The sequence below is a fragment of the Flavobacterium plurextorum genome (assembly GCF_002217395.1).
Taxonomy (GTDB): Bacteria; Bacteroidota; Bacteroidia; order Flavobacteriales; family Flavobacteriaceae; genus Flavobacterium; species Flavobacterium plurextorum.
The window spans coordinates 38,241-52,212 of sequence record NZ_MUHD01000029.1 but is presented as its reverse complement, the minus strand read 5'-3'; the positions used below and the strand labels follow the sequence as shown (position 1 = coordinate 52,212).

General features: G+C 32.5%; 19 protein-coding genes. All 19 read left to right on the top strand.

Annotated elements, in window-relative coordinates:
* The 19 genes from B0A81_RS15640 (at position 1) to B0A81_RS15550 (ending at position 13,961) form a co-directional block, all read left to right on the top strand.
* Complete coding sequence (locus B0A81_RS15640) at positions 1-465, top strand: ABC transporter permease (RefSeq protein WP_244281435.1); 465 nt, start codon at positions 1-3, stop codon at positions 463-465.
* A 24-nt stretch (positions 466-489) separates the two neighbouring features.
* Complete coding sequence (locus B0A81_RS15635; RefSeq protein ID WP_089058887.1) at positions 490-894, top strand: hypothetical protein; 405 nt, start codon at positions 490-492, stop codon at positions 892-894.
* Positions 894-1,892 (top strand): BtrH N-terminal domain-containing protein, encoded by a 999-nt coding sequence (locus tag B0A81_RS15630; protein WP_089058886.1) that lies wholly within the window; start codon positions 894-896, stop codon positions 1,890-1,892. The genes B0A81_RS15635 and B0A81_RS15630 overlap by 1 nt, the downstream gene beginning before the upstream one ends.
* A gap of 6 nt (positions 1,893-1,898) precedes the next feature.
* Entirely contained in the window at positions 1,899-2,651 is a 753-nt protein-coding gene (locus B0A81_RS15625) for an ABC transporter ATP-binding protein (protein WP_089058885.1), read from the top strand.
* On the top strand, positions 2,641-3,921 hold the full coding sequence (locus tag B0A81_RS15620) for an ABC transporter permease (RefSeq protein WP_165768078.1): 1,281 nt from the start codon (positions 2,641-2,643) through the stop codon (positions 3,919-3,921). Before B0A81_RS15625 ends, B0A81_RS15620 begins: the two co-directional genes overlap by 11 nt.
* Complete coding sequence (locus tag B0A81_RS15615; protein ID WP_089058884.1) at positions 3,896-4,345, top strand: acyl-CoA thioesterase; 450 nt, start codon at positions 3,896-3,898, stop codon at positions 4,343-4,345. Before B0A81_RS15620 ends, B0A81_RS15615 begins: the two co-directional genes overlap by 26 nt.
* Before the next feature lie 4 nt (positions 4,346-4,349).
* Positions 4,350-4,865 (top strand): hypothetical protein, encoded by a 516-nt coding sequence (locus tag B0A81_RS15610; RefSeq protein WP_123922191.1) that lies wholly within the window; start codon positions 4,350-4,352, stop codon positions 4,863-4,865.
* A gap of 76 nt (positions 4,866-4,941) precedes the next feature.
* The gene (locus tag B0A81_RS15605; RefSeq protein WP_089058882.1) at positions 4,942-5,439 is read left to right on the top strand and encodes a hypothetical protein; all 498 of its coding nucleotides are present in this window, start codon (positions 4,942-4,944) and stop codon (positions 5,437-5,439) included.
* Positions 5,440-5,486: 47 nt separating this feature from the next.
* Positions 5,487-6,635 (top strand): beta-ketoacyl synthase N-terminal-like domain-containing protein, encoded by a 1,149-nt coding sequence (locus B0A81_RS15600; RefSeq protein WP_089058881.1) that lies wholly within the window; start codon positions 5,487-5,489, stop codon positions 6,633-6,635.
* Between the two features lie 5 nt (positions 6,636-6,640).
* Positions 6,641-7,279, top strand: a complete 639-nt coding sequence (locus B0A81_RS15595; RefSeq protein ID WP_089058880.1) for a hypothetical protein — start codon at positions 6,641-6,643, stop codon at positions 7,277-7,279.
* Between the two features lie 16 nt (positions 7,280-7,295).
* Positions 7,296-7,913 (top strand): 3-oxoacyl-ACP synthase, encoded by a 618-nt coding sequence (locus tag B0A81_RS15590; protein WP_089058879.1) that lies wholly within the window; start codon positions 7,296-7,298, stop codon positions 7,911-7,913.
* A 2-nt stretch (positions 7,914-7,915) separates the two neighbouring features.
* On the top strand, positions 7,916-8,173 hold the full coding sequence (locus B0A81_RS15585; protein WP_012023174.1) for a phosphopantetheine-binding protein: 258 nt from the start codon (positions 7,916-7,918) through the stop codon (positions 8,171-8,173).
* 144 nt (positions 8,174-8,317) lie between these two features.
* Positions 8,318-9,517 (top strand): beta-ketoacyl-[acyl-carrier-protein] synthase family protein, encoded by a 1,200-nt coding sequence (locus tag B0A81_RS15580; RefSeq protein ID WP_089058878.1) that lies wholly within the window; start codon positions 8,318-8,320, stop codon positions 9,515-9,517.
* A 1-nt stretch (position 9,518) separates the two neighbouring features.
* Complete coding sequence (locus B0A81_RS15575) at positions 9,519-10,580, top strand: beta-ketoacyl synthase N-terminal-like domain-containing protein (RefSeq protein WP_089058877.1); 1,062 nt, start codon at positions 9,519-9,521, stop codon at positions 10,578-10,580.
* A gap of 92 nt (positions 10,581-10,672) precedes the next feature.
* Positions 10,673-11,362, top strand: a complete 690-nt coding sequence (locus B0A81_RS15570) for a polysaccharide deacetylase family protein (RefSeq protein ID WP_244281434.1) — start codon at positions 10,673-10,675, stop codon at positions 11,360-11,362.
* 110 nt (positions 11,363-11,472) lie between these two features.
* Positions 11,473-12,099: an outer membrane lipoprotein carrier protein LolA gene (locus tag B0A81_RS15565; protein ID WP_089058875.1), complete on the top strand. Its 627-nt coding sequence runs from the start codon at positions 11,473-11,475 to the stop codon at positions 12,097-12,099.
* Positions 12,065-12,700 carry a hypothetical protein gene (locus B0A81_RS15560; RefSeq protein WP_089058874.1) on the top strand — a complete coding sequence of 212 codons (636 nt, stop codon included), beginning with the start codon at positions 12,065-12,067 and terminating at the stop codon, positions 12,698-12,700. The genes B0A81_RS15565 and B0A81_RS15560 overlap by 35 nt, the downstream gene beginning before the upstream one ends.
* 37 nt (positions 12,701-12,737) lie before the next feature.
* Complete coding sequence (locus B0A81_RS15555; protein ID WP_089058873.1) at positions 12,738-13,343, top strand: porin family protein; 606 nt, start codon at positions 12,738-12,740, stop codon at positions 13,341-13,343.
* Positions 13,344-13,961: an outer membrane beta-barrel protein gene (locus tag B0A81_RS15550; RefSeq protein WP_089058872.1), complete on the top strand. Its 618-nt coding sequence runs from the start codon at positions 13,344-13,346 to the stop codon at positions 13,959-13,961.
* Positions 13,962-13,972: the final 11 nt, after the last annotated feature.

The following is a 13,972-nucleotide window of genomic DNA, read 5'->3' as shown; positions in this document are numbered from 1 at the left end:
TTGAATACTGGAGTTGACATACAAAATTATTTACCGCACCGAGCACCAATGCTTATGGTAGATTTGATTTTGGATATAGATGCCAACTTTGTAGAAACCACTTTTTTGATAAAAGAAGACAATATTTTTGTTGCCAATAACATTTTTATTGAAGCTGGTTTAATTGAAAATACAGCACAAACCTGCTCCGCAATTGTTGGAAAAAAATATTTTTTTGAAGAGGACGGAACAGAAAATGAAAACGTAAATGTAATTGGATTTATCAGCGCTTTAAAAAACGCAAAAATTCATTCACTGCCAAAAGCCGGCGACACTATAATTACCAGAGCAAACTTAATTTCGAAATTTGCCGGCGACGATTATACTTTATGCACAATGAGCTGTCAAAGTTCTGTCGAAGACCAGATACTCTTAGAATGCGAAATTAATTTATTCATTCAAAAAACAATTTCGGTTCCAGAATAAATCCCAATAGAAACGATAAATGTCATGGAAAAAGAAAATGTACCACAAGATAAAAGCAACTTAACAAAAAACAACGTTAAAGAGCTTTTATACGCGACTGATGAAAACGGCGATTATACCACAACCTTAAGTACAGGCTGGGAACCCAAAACAATTGCATTATCAAATTCTATCGACGAAATAAACGAACGTATTGCTGAAGCAAAACAACAAGTTAAATCTGGCGAAGTAAGTCCGATTTCTTACTATATGGAACTTAATAAAATGGATCTTACCATTTTGTCAAGCTACGTAGGAATGTGGAAATGGCGCGTAAAAAGACATTTTAAACCTGCTGTTTTTGCCAAATTAAGCGATTCTATTTTGAAAAAATATGCTGATGCTTTTAGTATTTCAGTATCCGAATTAAAAAACTTTAAAACAGATTAATGCAAGTCACTTTTACACATCACCAATCTGCTCACTGTGAAAATGGAGTAGCATCGAATCTGTTAAAAAACAACGGACTCAACATAAGCGAACCAATGGTTTTTGGTATCGGTTCGGGGCTTTTCTTTGTGTATTTACCTTTTATAAAAGTCAATTACGCACCCGCAATCAGCTATAGAACTTTACCGGGACAAATTTTTAATAAAGTCGCAACCCGTTTAAATCTTAAAATTAAGAGACAAAAATTTTCATCAACCCTAAATGCAAATAAAGCACTTGACGAAAATTTAAAAAATAATATTCCAACCGGCTTACAAGTCGGCGTTTATAATTTAAGTTATTTCCCTGACGAATACCGTTTTCATTTCAATGCACATAATTTAGTTGTTTACGGAAAAACCGATAAAGACTATTTGATCAGCGATCCTGTTATGGAAACCGTAACCACTTTAACGCATGATGAATTAGATAAAGTACGTTTTGCAAAAGGAGCTTTTGCGCCCCGCGGACAAATGTATTATCCAATTCAAATTCCAAATGAAGTCGATTTAAAAAGCGCCATCATTAAAGGAATAAAAAACACTTGCAGAGATATGCTTGCGCCAATGCCCATTGTGGGTGTTCGCGGAATCAAATTCGTATCTAAGCAAATTAGAAAATGGCCTGTAAAACACGGTACCAAAAAAGCCAATCATTACTTGGCGCAAATGGTTCGTATGCAAGAAGAAATTGGAACCGGCGGCGGAGGTTTCCGTTTTATTTATGCGGCATTTTTACAAGAAGCTTCAGTTATTTTAAACAATGAAGAACTTAAAACGCTTTCTAAAGAAATGACAAAAATTGGCGATTCATGGCGCGATTTCGCTGTTGAAGCCTCACGAATTTATAAAAATAGAAGTGCCAAAGAAGACGCTTACAATACTATTGCCGACGAACTTCTAGACATTGCCAATAGAGAAGAAATCTTTTTCAAAAAACTAAAAAAAGCCATCACCTAAGATATTTTGCAATCTATAATTAAAATAGAATCCCTTTCGAAAAAGTACAAAGATGCCGACCAGTATTCTTTGAACAATGTTTCGCTGGCTATAAATGAAGGTGAAATTTTTGGTTTACTAGGTCCAAACGGCGCCGGAAAAACAACCTTAATTTCAATGCTTTGCGGATTAGTAAAACCAACTTCGGGACATTTTACAATTGATGGTTTAAACTATGCCAATCATTCTTCAAAAATTAAAAAGATTATAGGCGTTGTTCCTCAGGAATATGCCTTATATCCTACTCTTACGGCAAGAGAAAATCTTCATTACTTTGGAAGTATGTATGGTTTAAAAGGTTCTGATTTAAAAGATAAAGTAATCGAAACTTTAGACCTTTTGGGTTTGTTAAAATTTGCCGATAAACGAGTTGAAACTTTCTCTGGCGGAATGAAACGCCGTGTCAATTTAATTGCCGGAATTCTGCATAAACCAAAAGTTTTATTTCTAGACGAACCAACCGTTGGAGTTGATGTTCATTCTAAAAATGCTATTATAGAATATTTGAAAGTGTTGAACCAAAACGGAACAACTATCATTTATACTTCACATCATTTGGCTGAAGCCGAAGATTTTTGCAGCAACATTGCTATTTTAGACCAAGGTCAAATTTACGCACAAAATACACCTTCAATTTTAATTGAATCGACAAAAGATGCCCGAAATCTCGAAGACGTTTTTATTTCATTAACCGGTAAAGACTTGAGAGATGATATATAAAATTTGGATGTCAGTCGTAAAAGAATTTTTACTCCTTAAACGAGATTTAGGCGGGTTGATTATTCTATTTATAATGCCATTAGTTTTGGTCATTACCGTTACATTAATTCAGGACAGTACTTTTAAAAAAGTCAGCGATTCTAAAATCCCAATTTTATTAGTCGATAATGATAAAGGTTCAGTATCAAAAACCGTTTTTGACAATTTAGAAAAAAGCGATTTATTCAGCGTTGTTACACAAATCGACAATAAAACAATTACCGAAGATATTGCCAGAGAAAATGTTTACAAGGGGAAATTTCAATTGGCTATTGTAATTCCGAAAGATTTGAGTTCTGATTTACAAGCCAAAGTAGATCAAAATGTAGAGAAAATTGTGAGCAGTTTAGGCATGACTGATAGCACTGCAGCCAGTGAACCTAAACGAATAATAAAAGAAAAAGAAATAAAACTGTATTTTGATCCAGCGGTTCAAATGAGTTTTAAAAATGCGGTCATGAGTTCGATCGACAAAATGATTTCGCAAATCGAAACCAAATCTATTTACACCACTTTCCAAAATCAATTAGGAGGAAATGCCGACTTTGAGCAAAAAAGTTTCATTTCTTTCAAAGAAATAATTCCAAGAATAAACAACAAAGAAGTTCGTCCAAATTCTGTACAGCATAACGTTCCAGCGTGGACACTTTTTGCGATATTTTTTATTGTAATTCCGTTATCTATAAATATTGTAAAAGAAAAATCGCAGGGAACTTTCGTTCGATTAAGAACCAATCCTGTTTCTAATTTGGTTGTGATAATCGGAAAAACCATTACCTACTCGATCATCTGTATGATTCAGTTTTATATGATGGTTGCCGTTGCCGTATTTTTATTTCCATCCATCGGATTACCTTCTTTAAACATCGAAGGTCATTTAGCATTAATGAGTGTCGTTGCTTTATTTTCAGGTTTCGCCGCCATTGGATTCGGAATTTTATTAGGAACAGTTGCCAGTACACAAGAACAATCAGCTCCTTTTGGAGCAACAAGCGTTATTATTCTCGCTGCAATTGGCGGTGTTTGGGTTCCGGTTTTTGCTATGCCGAAAATCATGCAGATCATTGCCAAATCATCACCTATGAATTGGGGATTAGAAGCTTTTTATGATGTTTTATTGCGCAGCGTTTCATTCCTGGAAATCATCCCAAAAATAAGTTTGTTATTTTTGTTCTTTATTATCACAACATCCATTGCCTTATTTTATGACAAAAAGAAAAGAACAGTTTAACGAAGCCACAGATTTAACCGTTTCTCACGAAATCAGAATTCGTTTTAACGAAACTGATCCGCTTGGAATCGTTTGGCACGGTAATTATATCACGTATTTTGAAGATGGACGTGAAGCGTTTGGTCGCGAACACGGACTAACTTATTTAGATATTGCAAAAACGGGTTACACAACGCCAATTGTAAAATCAAAATGTGAACATAAATTGTCTTTGCGCTACGGCGATGTCGTAACAATTGAAACAACAGTTGTTGATACACCTGCCGCTAAAATGATTTATCGTTTTAAAATTATTGATGCTAAAGGTGAAATAGCCTGCACTGGCGAAACCGTTCAGGTTTTTTTGGATAAAGAAGGTAATTTAATGCTGACAAATCCTCCTTTTTATGAGGAATGGAAAAGGAAAGTTGGGTTATTAAAGTAAAAAAATGAAGTTGTTTAAAACTCGATTCAATTATTTAATTCTTGTTGGAAGATTTATTTTGATGCTTTTTTTCGGAACGCTTTCTGTCTTTTTAATGTATTTAATCATTGAAAAACTGAAATTACAAAGTTACTCAAATGAAGTTTTACAGCTTGTACTATTCAACTTCATATTGATGTACTTAACTTATCATTTTGTTGTTATTATTTGTAAACAATCATACAATTTCGAGTTAGAAGAAAGTAATATATTTAAAATTTCTATTTTTTCGGATAAAAAAGAACTACTTAAAACAGATCAAATAAAAGGCTTCAGTACTTCAATATATCCTATAAAAGTTTGGAATTTTAAATCAATCATATTGTATTTAAAGAACGGTAAGAAATTAGAACTGCCGCAATTCTTATATTTTAATTTTAACGAAATAGAAAATAAGCTTATTGAAAATTCAGTCATAAAATTGGGTCACGAAAAATACAAATGGAAATTCTTTGACTCTAGACATTATCAATATGAATAGTAATTATTAATACTAGAAAAAGCATTAAAAAAATATATCCCTTTTTTTAAATTAAACTTATCTTCAAAAATAACAGATGAAAAAACTAATTTTATTTTTATTAATAATTCTCTCATTTAGCAAAATTCATGCGTCAGAATATTATGGTTTACTAGTGGGATATGACAAGGCAGGAAAAAGAATAATGAAAGGTACTTGTCGAACTTATCCGCTGAATACATTTCTTTATATTTTGGAGAGAAAAAAGGATCTCGTAAAATACTTTCCTAAAGAAAAAATGGATTACATAACTTTCAGAACATTAGATCAATCTGCTAACGATGATTTTTATTTTGAAAACAAAACACTTAATTCAAAAGCCGATTTTAAAGATCCTGAGATATTGCGAAAATATTTATCCAATTTATATTACGTCATCAGAACGAAGAAAAAAGAGCTGTTAAATGATCAAATTTTTGAAGATGAAGATCAGATTGAAGACTTTGCTACTCCTTTATTAACTTTAATAGGAGTACTCGAAACAATGTGCGAAAACAAATGCATTAAAGTTACGTGGATCGCAAAATTATATTAATTAAACCTAAAAGGTTTTAAATCCTTGCAGGAGAAAATGACCATAAAATGCTAAAAGAAATATACATCACACAAACGAATTGTATCACGCCTTTAGGTTTTGATGTTGAAGCGAACATCGAAGCGATTCTTCGCGGCGATTCTGGAATTCAACTTCACAATGATATTTCTTTAATGACAAATCCGTTTTATGCTTCAATTATTTCTGATGAAAAAATAAACAGTGCTTTTGCAAAATTCAGCACTGAAACTAAATATTCTCGTTTAGAGAAAATGATGATTTTGGCTTTAGAGCCGATTATCAAAAACGCAGAAGTTGAATTCAATTCAAAAACTGCCTTTATACTTTCAACAACAAAAGGAAATGTGACGGCTTTAAAAGACAATACTAGCCACAGTTTCAATAATGCACATTTAGATGTTTTAGCGAAAAACGTTGCAGATTTCTTCGGATTTACGACACAGCCAATTGTGGTTTCAAACGCCTGTGTTTCTGGAATTCTGGCAGTTTCAGTTGCCAAAAGAATGATTCAATCTGAGCTTTACGACAATGTTTTTGTAGTGGCTGGTGATGAAGTTTCAGAATTTGTTTTATCTGGTTTTAATGCTTTTCAAGCAATGAGCGATCTGCCTTGCAAACCGTATTCAAAAAACAGAACTGGAGTAAGTTTAGGCGAAGCAACGGCAGCCGTTTTAGTTTCGGCGGAAGCCAAAAAAGCCAAAATAAAAATAATCGGTGACAGTTCGATAAACGATGCCAATCATATTTCGGGTCCGTCAAGAACGGGTGAAGGTTTGTTCAGAAGTATTCAGAATGCTTTAAAAGAAGCTCAAATTGAAACTAATAAATTAGATTATATTTCAGCACATGGAACCGCAACTCCGTTTAACGACGAAATGGAAGCGATTGCTTTAAATCGTTTAGATTTGCAAAATGTTCCTGTAAATAGTTTAAAAGGTTTTTACGGTCATACATTAGGCGCTTCGGGATTATTGGAAACCGTAATTGCTATAGAATCGGTAAATAAAAATATGCTTTTTGAATCAAAAGGTTTTGACGAAATTGGGGTAAGCGAAGCAGTAAATGTTATTGAGAAAAATGAAGAGAGAAATATTGAGTATTTCTTGAAAACGGCTTCTGGATTTGGAGGTTGTAATACGGCTGTGGTTTTTGAGAAAGTGAAATTTAATTCATAATAAAAATGAAAATAATTACTTTTTTCTTTTTGTTTTTTTGTTTAAGTATTAGTGCACAAATTCAAGATGAATTTTTCGTTAATGATGTAAATTCTATAGAATTATTGACAGTGAATTTTTGTGTTGATAATCTTGGAAAAACAAGTTCTGTTGTAGTAATTCCAGAAAAAACAAGTTACAAAAATCAAGAAAATATTGCTCAAGTTGTAGCTTACAGAAAAGGAATAGAGTATTATCCTGACAGTAAATTAAGAAACAATTGTTATGACTTTATATTTAGATTTATCAATGCAAGATTTGAAAATAAAAAACTTGAAGAATCTAAAATTTCAAAGTGTAAAGAATTCAAAAAGGGCATATTTAAATATAATGACGGTGCCTATTCTGATATAATTATAGAGAGAGACGAAAAATTTCAAGTAGAAAAAAATCAGAGTGGTTTTTCAAAATACAAAATCGATTGGATAAATGATACCAATTATGTACTTACTTATTTAGAAGCAAGTGATAAGAATTTAGAATACTTAATTGGTGAAAAAATGTATGTCGAAATTATCGAAATTCTAGAAGATGGAAGTTATGTTTATAAAAGTAATTTATTAGATCGAACACGTATAACTGGGATTATAAAACGAATAAATTAGCACCTGATTTAACAAAATGACTCAAAATAAAACCTACATACAATCCTACATCACAATCCAAAACAACGAAATTGTTTTGAACGGAACTTCTGTATTCAAAATTGAACCAACAGATTTTGCTGATTTCTCTAAACAAGCGTATCGCAATTTTGAAATGCAATATCCAAAGTTTTTCAAAATGGATGCTTTGAGCAAACTGGCTTTTTTAGGATCAGAATTACTTTTGAGTCCGATAACTTCAACAGAAGAAGAACATAATATCGCTTTAGTTTTGGCCAATAAATCGTCGAGTTTGGATACGGATGTAAAATATCAGGAATCTATTTCAGACAAAGAAAATTATTATCCGAGTCCGGCGGTTTTTGTTTATACGCTGCCAAATATTTGTCTGGGCGAAATAAGTATCCGTCATCAGCTGAAAAGTGAGAATTCTTTCTTTATATTTGATGCCTTTAAAACAGAATTCATGTCGAATTATTCGAATATTCTTTTGAATACAAATAAGGCAGATATGGTTTTGTGCGGCTGGGTAGAATTTTTTAATGACAATTATAAAGCTTTTCTCTGTACCATCAGCACAGCAGAAAATACAAAATATACAAACGAAACTATCAATACATTATATAATAAATAATCATGGAAGCATTAAAAGAAGAATTGAAGAACAAAATTATCACGACTCTAAACCTTGAAGACATCACAATTGAAGATATTGCTGATAACGATCCTTTGTTTGGAGATGGTTTAGGTTTGGACTCAATTGATGCGCTTGAATTGATCGTGATTTTAGATAAAGATTACGGAATTAAATTAGTAGATCCGAAAGAAGGAAAAACAATTTTCCAATCTATCGAAACTATGGCAGCTTATATCAGCGCTAACAGAACTAAATAATTTTACATTTTAGACTTCAGATTTTAGATTTTAGATTTCCTATTGGAATCTGAAATCTAAAATGTTTTAAAATCCGTCAACTTTGTCAAAGTTTGAAACTTTGACAAAGTTCTAGAATCTAAAATCAAAACTCTAAAATCTAAAATGGCAAAAGGTGTTGCAATAACAGGAATGGGAATTATCTCTGCAATCGGTAATTCGGTTGAAGAAAATTATCATTCGTTAATCGAAAATGAAATCGGTATTTCTCGCATTTCTAATATTTCTACAGTTCATGCAGATGTTATTAAAGTGGGTGAAATTAAAAAAACCAACGATGAACTTATCAGCGAACTGGGATTAAACAGCGATAATAATTTTTCGAGAACCGCTATGATTGGTACTTTGGCAGCAAAACAAGCTGTTGAAAATGCCGGTATTACATCTATCAACGAATTTAGAACTGGACTCATTTCGGCTACAAGTGTGGGCGGAATGGACATGACGGAGAAACATTATTACGATTATTTCGAAAAACCAGAATTAGTTAAATATATTACCTGTCACGACGGCGGTGATGTTGCTGAAAAAATTGCTGAAGAACTGGGTTTAAAAGGAATGGTTACAACCATAAGCACGGCTTGTTCATCTGCAGCAAATTCGATTATGTTAGGTGCAAGATTAATCAAAACTGGAAAATTAGACCGTGTAATTGTTGGCGGAGCTGATGCTTTGGCAAAATTCACCATCAACGGATTTAAAACTTTGATGATTTTATCTGATGATAATAACAAACCTTTCGACAATAACAGAAAAGGATTGAATCTTGGAGAAGCGGCCGCTTTTTTAGTTTTAGAATCGGATGAAATTGTTGCCAAACAAAATAAAAAAGTACTGGCAAGAGTTTCGGGTTATGGAAATGCAAATGACGCTTTTCACCAAACGGCTTCTTCAGAAAATGGAGACGGCGCTTTTCTAGCAATGAAAAAAGCGTTTGAAGTTTCAGGTTTAAAACCTTCTGAAATAGATTATATCAACGTGCACGGAACTGCAACTCCAAATAACGATTTATCTGAAGGAAGAGCTTTACGCCGAATTTATGAAGAGGAAAAAGTTCCCGATTTTAGTTCAACAAAACCATTTACAGGTCACACTTTAGCAGCTGCAGCAGCAATTGAAGCTGTTTACAGCGTTTTGGCGATTCAGAATAATGTCGTTTATCCAAATTTGAATTTCGAAACTCAAATGGAGGAATTCGATTTGACACCGCAGACTACTTTAAAAAATAAAAACATCGAACACGTTTTATCTAACTCTTTTGGGTTTGGAGGAAATTGTTCAACCCTTATATTTTCAAAAAGCTAAAATGAAAAAAACATATATAAATGGAGTAGGCTGTATTTCGACTCAAAAAACATTTGATACTGTTTTTTTAGAAGAAGCTGTTGTAAATCATGATGAAAATGTACTGGCGATTGTTTCGCCGGCATACAAAGAATATATTTCGCCAGCTGCAAGCCGCAGAATGGCAAAAGGTGTAAAAAACGGAATCGTAGCTTCGGCTTTAGCAATGAAAGATGCTAATGTTGAAAATGTTGACGCAATCATAACCGGAACTGGTTTGGGCTGCATCGAAGATTCTGAAAAATTCCTGAAAAGCATATTAGATAATAAAGAAGAGTTTTTAACGCCAACTTCTTTTATTCAATCTACTCATAATACTGTTGGGGCACAGATTGCACTTTTACAGCAATGTAAAGGTTATAATTTTACGTATGTAAATGGTGCGGTTTCTTTTGAATCGGCACTTATTGATGCCAAAATGCAAATTGAAGAAGACGAAGCCAATTCGATTTTGGTGGGCGGTGTTGATGAAAACGGAGAGTATACTACTTCACTTTTCAAATTAAACGGACGTATTAAAGCAGATAATTCTGCACCTTACGATGTTTTAAATGCTGCAACCAGCGGTGCGGTTTATGGTGAAGGAGCCAGTTTTTTTGTTTTAGAAAACGAAAGAAAAGATACTACTTACGCTGAACTTCTGGATGTTGCTATTGTAAATACATTGGAAGAAAACGAAATCGAAACTGAAATTAAATCTTTTTTAAAATCTAATAATTTAGAAATCGATGCCATTGACGCTTTAGTTTTAGGTTTTGACGGAAATGTCGATTTTGAAAATTATTATAGCAATCTGGCTGAAAATGCTTTCGCAAAAACACCTGTTTTGTATTACAAACATTTGAGCGGCGAATACGATACGGCTTCTGCATTTGCTTTTTGGATGGCCTCTAAAATTTTGAAAACACAGGAGATTCCAGAAATTATAAAAGTAAATTCGATTACAAAACCAGCTTACAAAACCATTTTATTATACAATCAATTAAGCGGAAAAAATCATAGTTTTACGTTACTTTCAAAATGATAACGCATAAAAACATCTCGATATTTTTTATCTTTTTATTGCTTTTACTGCTTCTTCTGAATCTCTATATCGCAATAAATATATGGTGTTTTTTGGCTCTAATTTTTCTTTGGATTGGAATAAATGCTTTTGGTTCTTCGAGAATTTCATCTAATTATCATGTAAAAGCTTTCTGCAATAATCCCTTGGAAACAGAGAAAAAAATTGCATTGACTTTTGATGACGGACCAAGTGAATTTACTTTGGAAGTTTTAGCACTTTTAAAAAAACACAATGCCAAAGCGACTTTTTTCTGCATTGGTAAAAATGTAGAAACACATCCTGAAATCGTAAAACAAATTATTATCGAAGGTCATTTGGTTGGAAATCACTCCTATTCGCATTCTAATTTTTTTGATTTTTATAATGCGAAACAAATAAAGGAAGAAATCGAAAAAACAGATGCACTTCTCGAAAAATTCACTTCCAAAAAAATAAACTTCTTTCGTCCGCCTTACGGAGTTACGACGCCATCGATTCGAAGAGCTTTAAAAGTAACCGGACATAAAACTATTGGCTGGAATATTCGCTCGCTTGACGGAGGAACAAAAAATCAGGAATTGATTTTGAATCGAATTATAAAACGGGTTTCTCCGGGCGGAATTGTACTTTTGCACGATACAGGTTCACATTCCGTTTTAGTACTGGAACAGTTTTTGCAATTTTTACAGCAAAATAATTATACCGTAATTTCAATTGAAGAACTTTTGAATCTTAAAGCTTATAAAATGGAACGCGGATGAAACAAATTCGCTATCGCGAAGACACGGATAAAAACGGATTTTATTAAATCAAAAAATCTTGAAAACTGGTGCAATTCGTGGCAAAATTATTAAGCACAATCTTAAAAAATATGAAAACTAAAATAGCTCTACTAATTCTTTTTATTTCAGGCAGTTTGTTTGCTCAGGAACAAAAAATGACCGATGCTGAGATTGCTTCTTTTAAACAAGATGTAAATGTTGTGGCCAAAAAAATCAAAACTTTAAGTACCGATTTTGTTCAATACAAACATTTGGATTTTTTGTCAAAGGATATTGAAACTTCGGGAAAAATGGTTTTTAAAGAGCCTGCACTTTTGCAATGGCAGTATAAAAAACCATACAATTACAGCATTACTTTCAAAAACGGAAAAATCCTGATTAACGATGAAGGAAAGAAAAGCGCTGTTGATATTGGCAACAGCAAAATCTTTGCGCGAATTAATAAATTGATTGTCGGAAGCGTAAGCGGCAATATGTTTGATGACAAAGAATTTACGATTTCGTATTTTAAACTGAAAGGGCAAAATCTGGCAAAATTTGTTCCTAAAGATGCTGCGCTGAAAAAATACATCAAACAAATTGAACTGACTTTTGATAAGGAAGAGGCAACTGTTGTTCAGGTAAAATTATTAGAATCATCTGAAGATTATACTAGAATTGTACTTAAAAATAAAGTAATCAATGCAAAAATCGACGATTCAGTTTTTACTAATTAATTGCTTTCTGGCAATTGTTTTAGTTTCGTGCGGCTCGGTCACAAAAAACTATACGCCCAAAAAACTAGACAAAACGTCTTATGAAGTTCCGTATTTTTCAGATTCAAAAACCGACTATGTTTATAAAACCAACATAAGCGTTTACGGAAATGAATTATCGGGGATTTTTATTGCCAAAAAAATAAACGATACGACACATCGAATTGTTTTTACAACAGAATTCGGAAATAAATTAATGGATTTCGAAATTTCTGAAACTGATTTTAAAGTCAATTCTATTGTTTCGGAATTAGATCGAAAAATATTGATCAATACTTTAAAAGAAGATTTTAGACTGCTTTTGAAAAAACAATATTTGATTCAGGAGCAATTTGAAAATGAATCTAATAATATCTATAAATCGGCAGATGGAAAACGAGACAATTACATTTTTGTTTCCAAAAAAGATCAAAAACTGCAAAAGATAGTTCACGCATCTAAAACAAAAGAAAAATTTACGCTGTATTTCAATTCAGAAAACAATATTTTTGCCGAAAATATTCAGATAATTCATCAGAATATTAAATTGAAAATTGAGCTGAATTATTTTAAATCAGAATAAAAATTTAAACTAATCCTAAAACTAACCTAATCTAATGATGAAAAAAATAACCTTAATTGCCTTCGTTTTATGTATTGGAATTCAATTATCTCAAGCACAAGTAAAAGTTAGTCCTGGACTTCGAGGAGGTTTAAATGTGTCAACATTGACCAATATTGATGATAATCAATCTAAAACAGATTTCTATGTTGGTGGATTAGTGAATATTAAATTTAATAAATATTTTTCGCTGCAGCCTGAAATAACCTATTCTAGACAAGGTGATGAAGGAAGAGAATATTTTGGGAACGGCAATAATTATCGTTATGTAAATTATGAACTAAATTATTTAACCCTTGGTGCGGTTGCAAAATTTAACATTGGCGGTAAAGGCTTTCACATTTTGGGCGGTCCGTCTTTAGATTTAAAAGTTTCTGATAATTATATCAACAGCAATCCCGAAGGTTTTGACCTTGCCATTGTTGGCGGAGTTGGCTATACATTGCCAAACGGGTTAACGTTTGAAGCCCGAATTAAACAAGGATTAATTGATATTTATGGTTACGATGGAATTGATTACGATAATAACGATTATTACTATAATGATGTTATCTTAAATCAAGTTTTTCAAATTGGTATTAGTTACACTTTTAAAGTAAAATAAATGTATAAAAGTAAAATAGCAACTGCCCTATTTCTTTTTTTTACGGTTTTAACGATGCAAGCTCAAGTAACTTTTAAACCGGGTTTACGAGCAGGTTTGAGTCTTTCGACGATTTCAGAAATGCATGCAGATTACAGACCTGATTTTTATGCAGGCGGTTTTGGAGAAATAAATCTAACGAAACGTTATGCGCTGCAGCCCGAAATAAATTATATCAGACAAGGATCTAATAATGTTGCTCGAAATTTTATTGACCCAAATACACAAACAGAAAAAATCGTTTATCAGGATTTGCAAATGAGTTATTTGTCTATCGCTATGCTTAATAAATTTACATTTGGACAGGGTTTTCAAATACAGTTTGGACCAGCATTAGATGTTCTTTTGAATGATAATTTAGCTTTTAGAAAAACATATAATGATATTTCGTTTGTAACTGGTCTTGCATATAAAATGCCTTCAGGGCTTACTTTTGAATTTCGATTTAAAAAAGGACTTTTAGATGTTTTAGACAGCGATTACTATTACAACAATTCTAATAGTCATTATCTTTTTGGTGACTATAACACTAATGTAAATTTCCAAATTGGAGTTTCTTACTCTTTTGAGGTGAAATAAAAAAATAAAAT

What these genes read in the sequence shown, in the direction of transcription:
- B0A81_RS15630 (WP_089058886.1), top strand. Translation starts at nt 894, where the DNA reads ATGCAAGTCACTTTTACACATCACCAATCTGCTCACTGTGAAAATGGA.
- B0A81_RS15615 (WP_089058884.1), top strand. Translation starts at nt 3,896, where the DNA reads ATGACAAAAAGAAAAGAACAGTTTAACGAAGCCACAGATTTAACCGTT.
- B0A81_RS15595 (WP_089058880.1), top strand. Translation starts at nt 6,641, where the DNA reads ATGAAAATAATTACTTTTTTCTTTTTGTTTTTTTGTTTAAGTATTAGT.
- B0A81_RS15590 (WP_089058879.1), top strand. Translation starts at nt 7,296, where the DNA reads ATGACTCAAAATAAAACCTACATACAATCCTACATCACAATCCAAAAC.
- B0A81_RS15550 (WP_089058872.1), top strand. Translation starts at nt 13,344, where the DNA reads ATGTATAAAAGTAAAATAGCAACTGCCCTATTTCTTTTTTTTACGGTT.
- B0A81_RS15580 (WP_089058878.1), top strand. Translation starts at nt 8,318, where the DNA reads ATGGCAAAAGGTGTTGCAATAACAGGAATGGGAATTATCTCTGCAATC.
- B0A81_RS15565 (WP_089058875.1), top strand. Translation starts at nt 11,473, where the DNA reads ATGAAAACTAAAATAGCTCTACTAATTCTTTTTATTTCAGGCAGTTTG.
- B0A81_RS15605 (WP_089058882.1), top strand. Translation starts at nt 4,942, where the DNA reads ATGAAAAAACTAATTTTATTTTTATTAATAATTCTCTCATTTAGCAAA.
- B0A81_RS15635 (WP_089058887.1), top strand. Translation starts at nt 490, where the DNA reads ATGGAAAAAGAAAATGTACCACAAGATAAAAGCAACTTAACAAAAAAC.
- B0A81_RS15560 (WP_089058874.1), top strand. Translation starts at nt 12,065, where the DNA reads ATGCAAAAATCGACGATTCAGTTTTTACTAATTAATTGCTTTCTGGCA.
- B0A81_RS15585 (WP_012023174.1), top strand. Translation starts at nt 7,916, where the DNA reads ATGGAAGCATTAAAAGAAGAATTGAAGAACAAAATTATCACGACTCTA.
- B0A81_RS15610 (WP_123922191.1), top strand. Translation starts at nt 4,350, where the DNA reads ATGAAGTTGTTTAAAACTCGATTCAATTATTTAATTCTTGTTGGAAGA.
- B0A81_RS15620 (WP_165768078.1), top strand. Translation starts at nt 2,641, where the DNA reads ATGATATATAAAATTTGGATGTCAGTCGTAAAAGAATTTTTACTCCTT.
- B0A81_RS15555 (WP_089058873.1), top strand. Translation starts at nt 12,738, where the DNA reads ATGAAAAAAATAACCTTAATTGCCTTCGTTTTATGTATTGGAATTCAA.
- B0A81_RS15575 (WP_089058877.1), top strand. Translation starts at nt 9,519, where the DNA reads ATGAAAAAAACATATATAAATGGAGTAGGCTGTATTTCGACTCAAAAA.
- B0A81_RS15600 (WP_089058881.1), top strand. Translation starts at nt 5,487, where the DNA reads ATGCTAAAAGAAATATACATCACACAAACGAATTGTATCACGCCTTTA.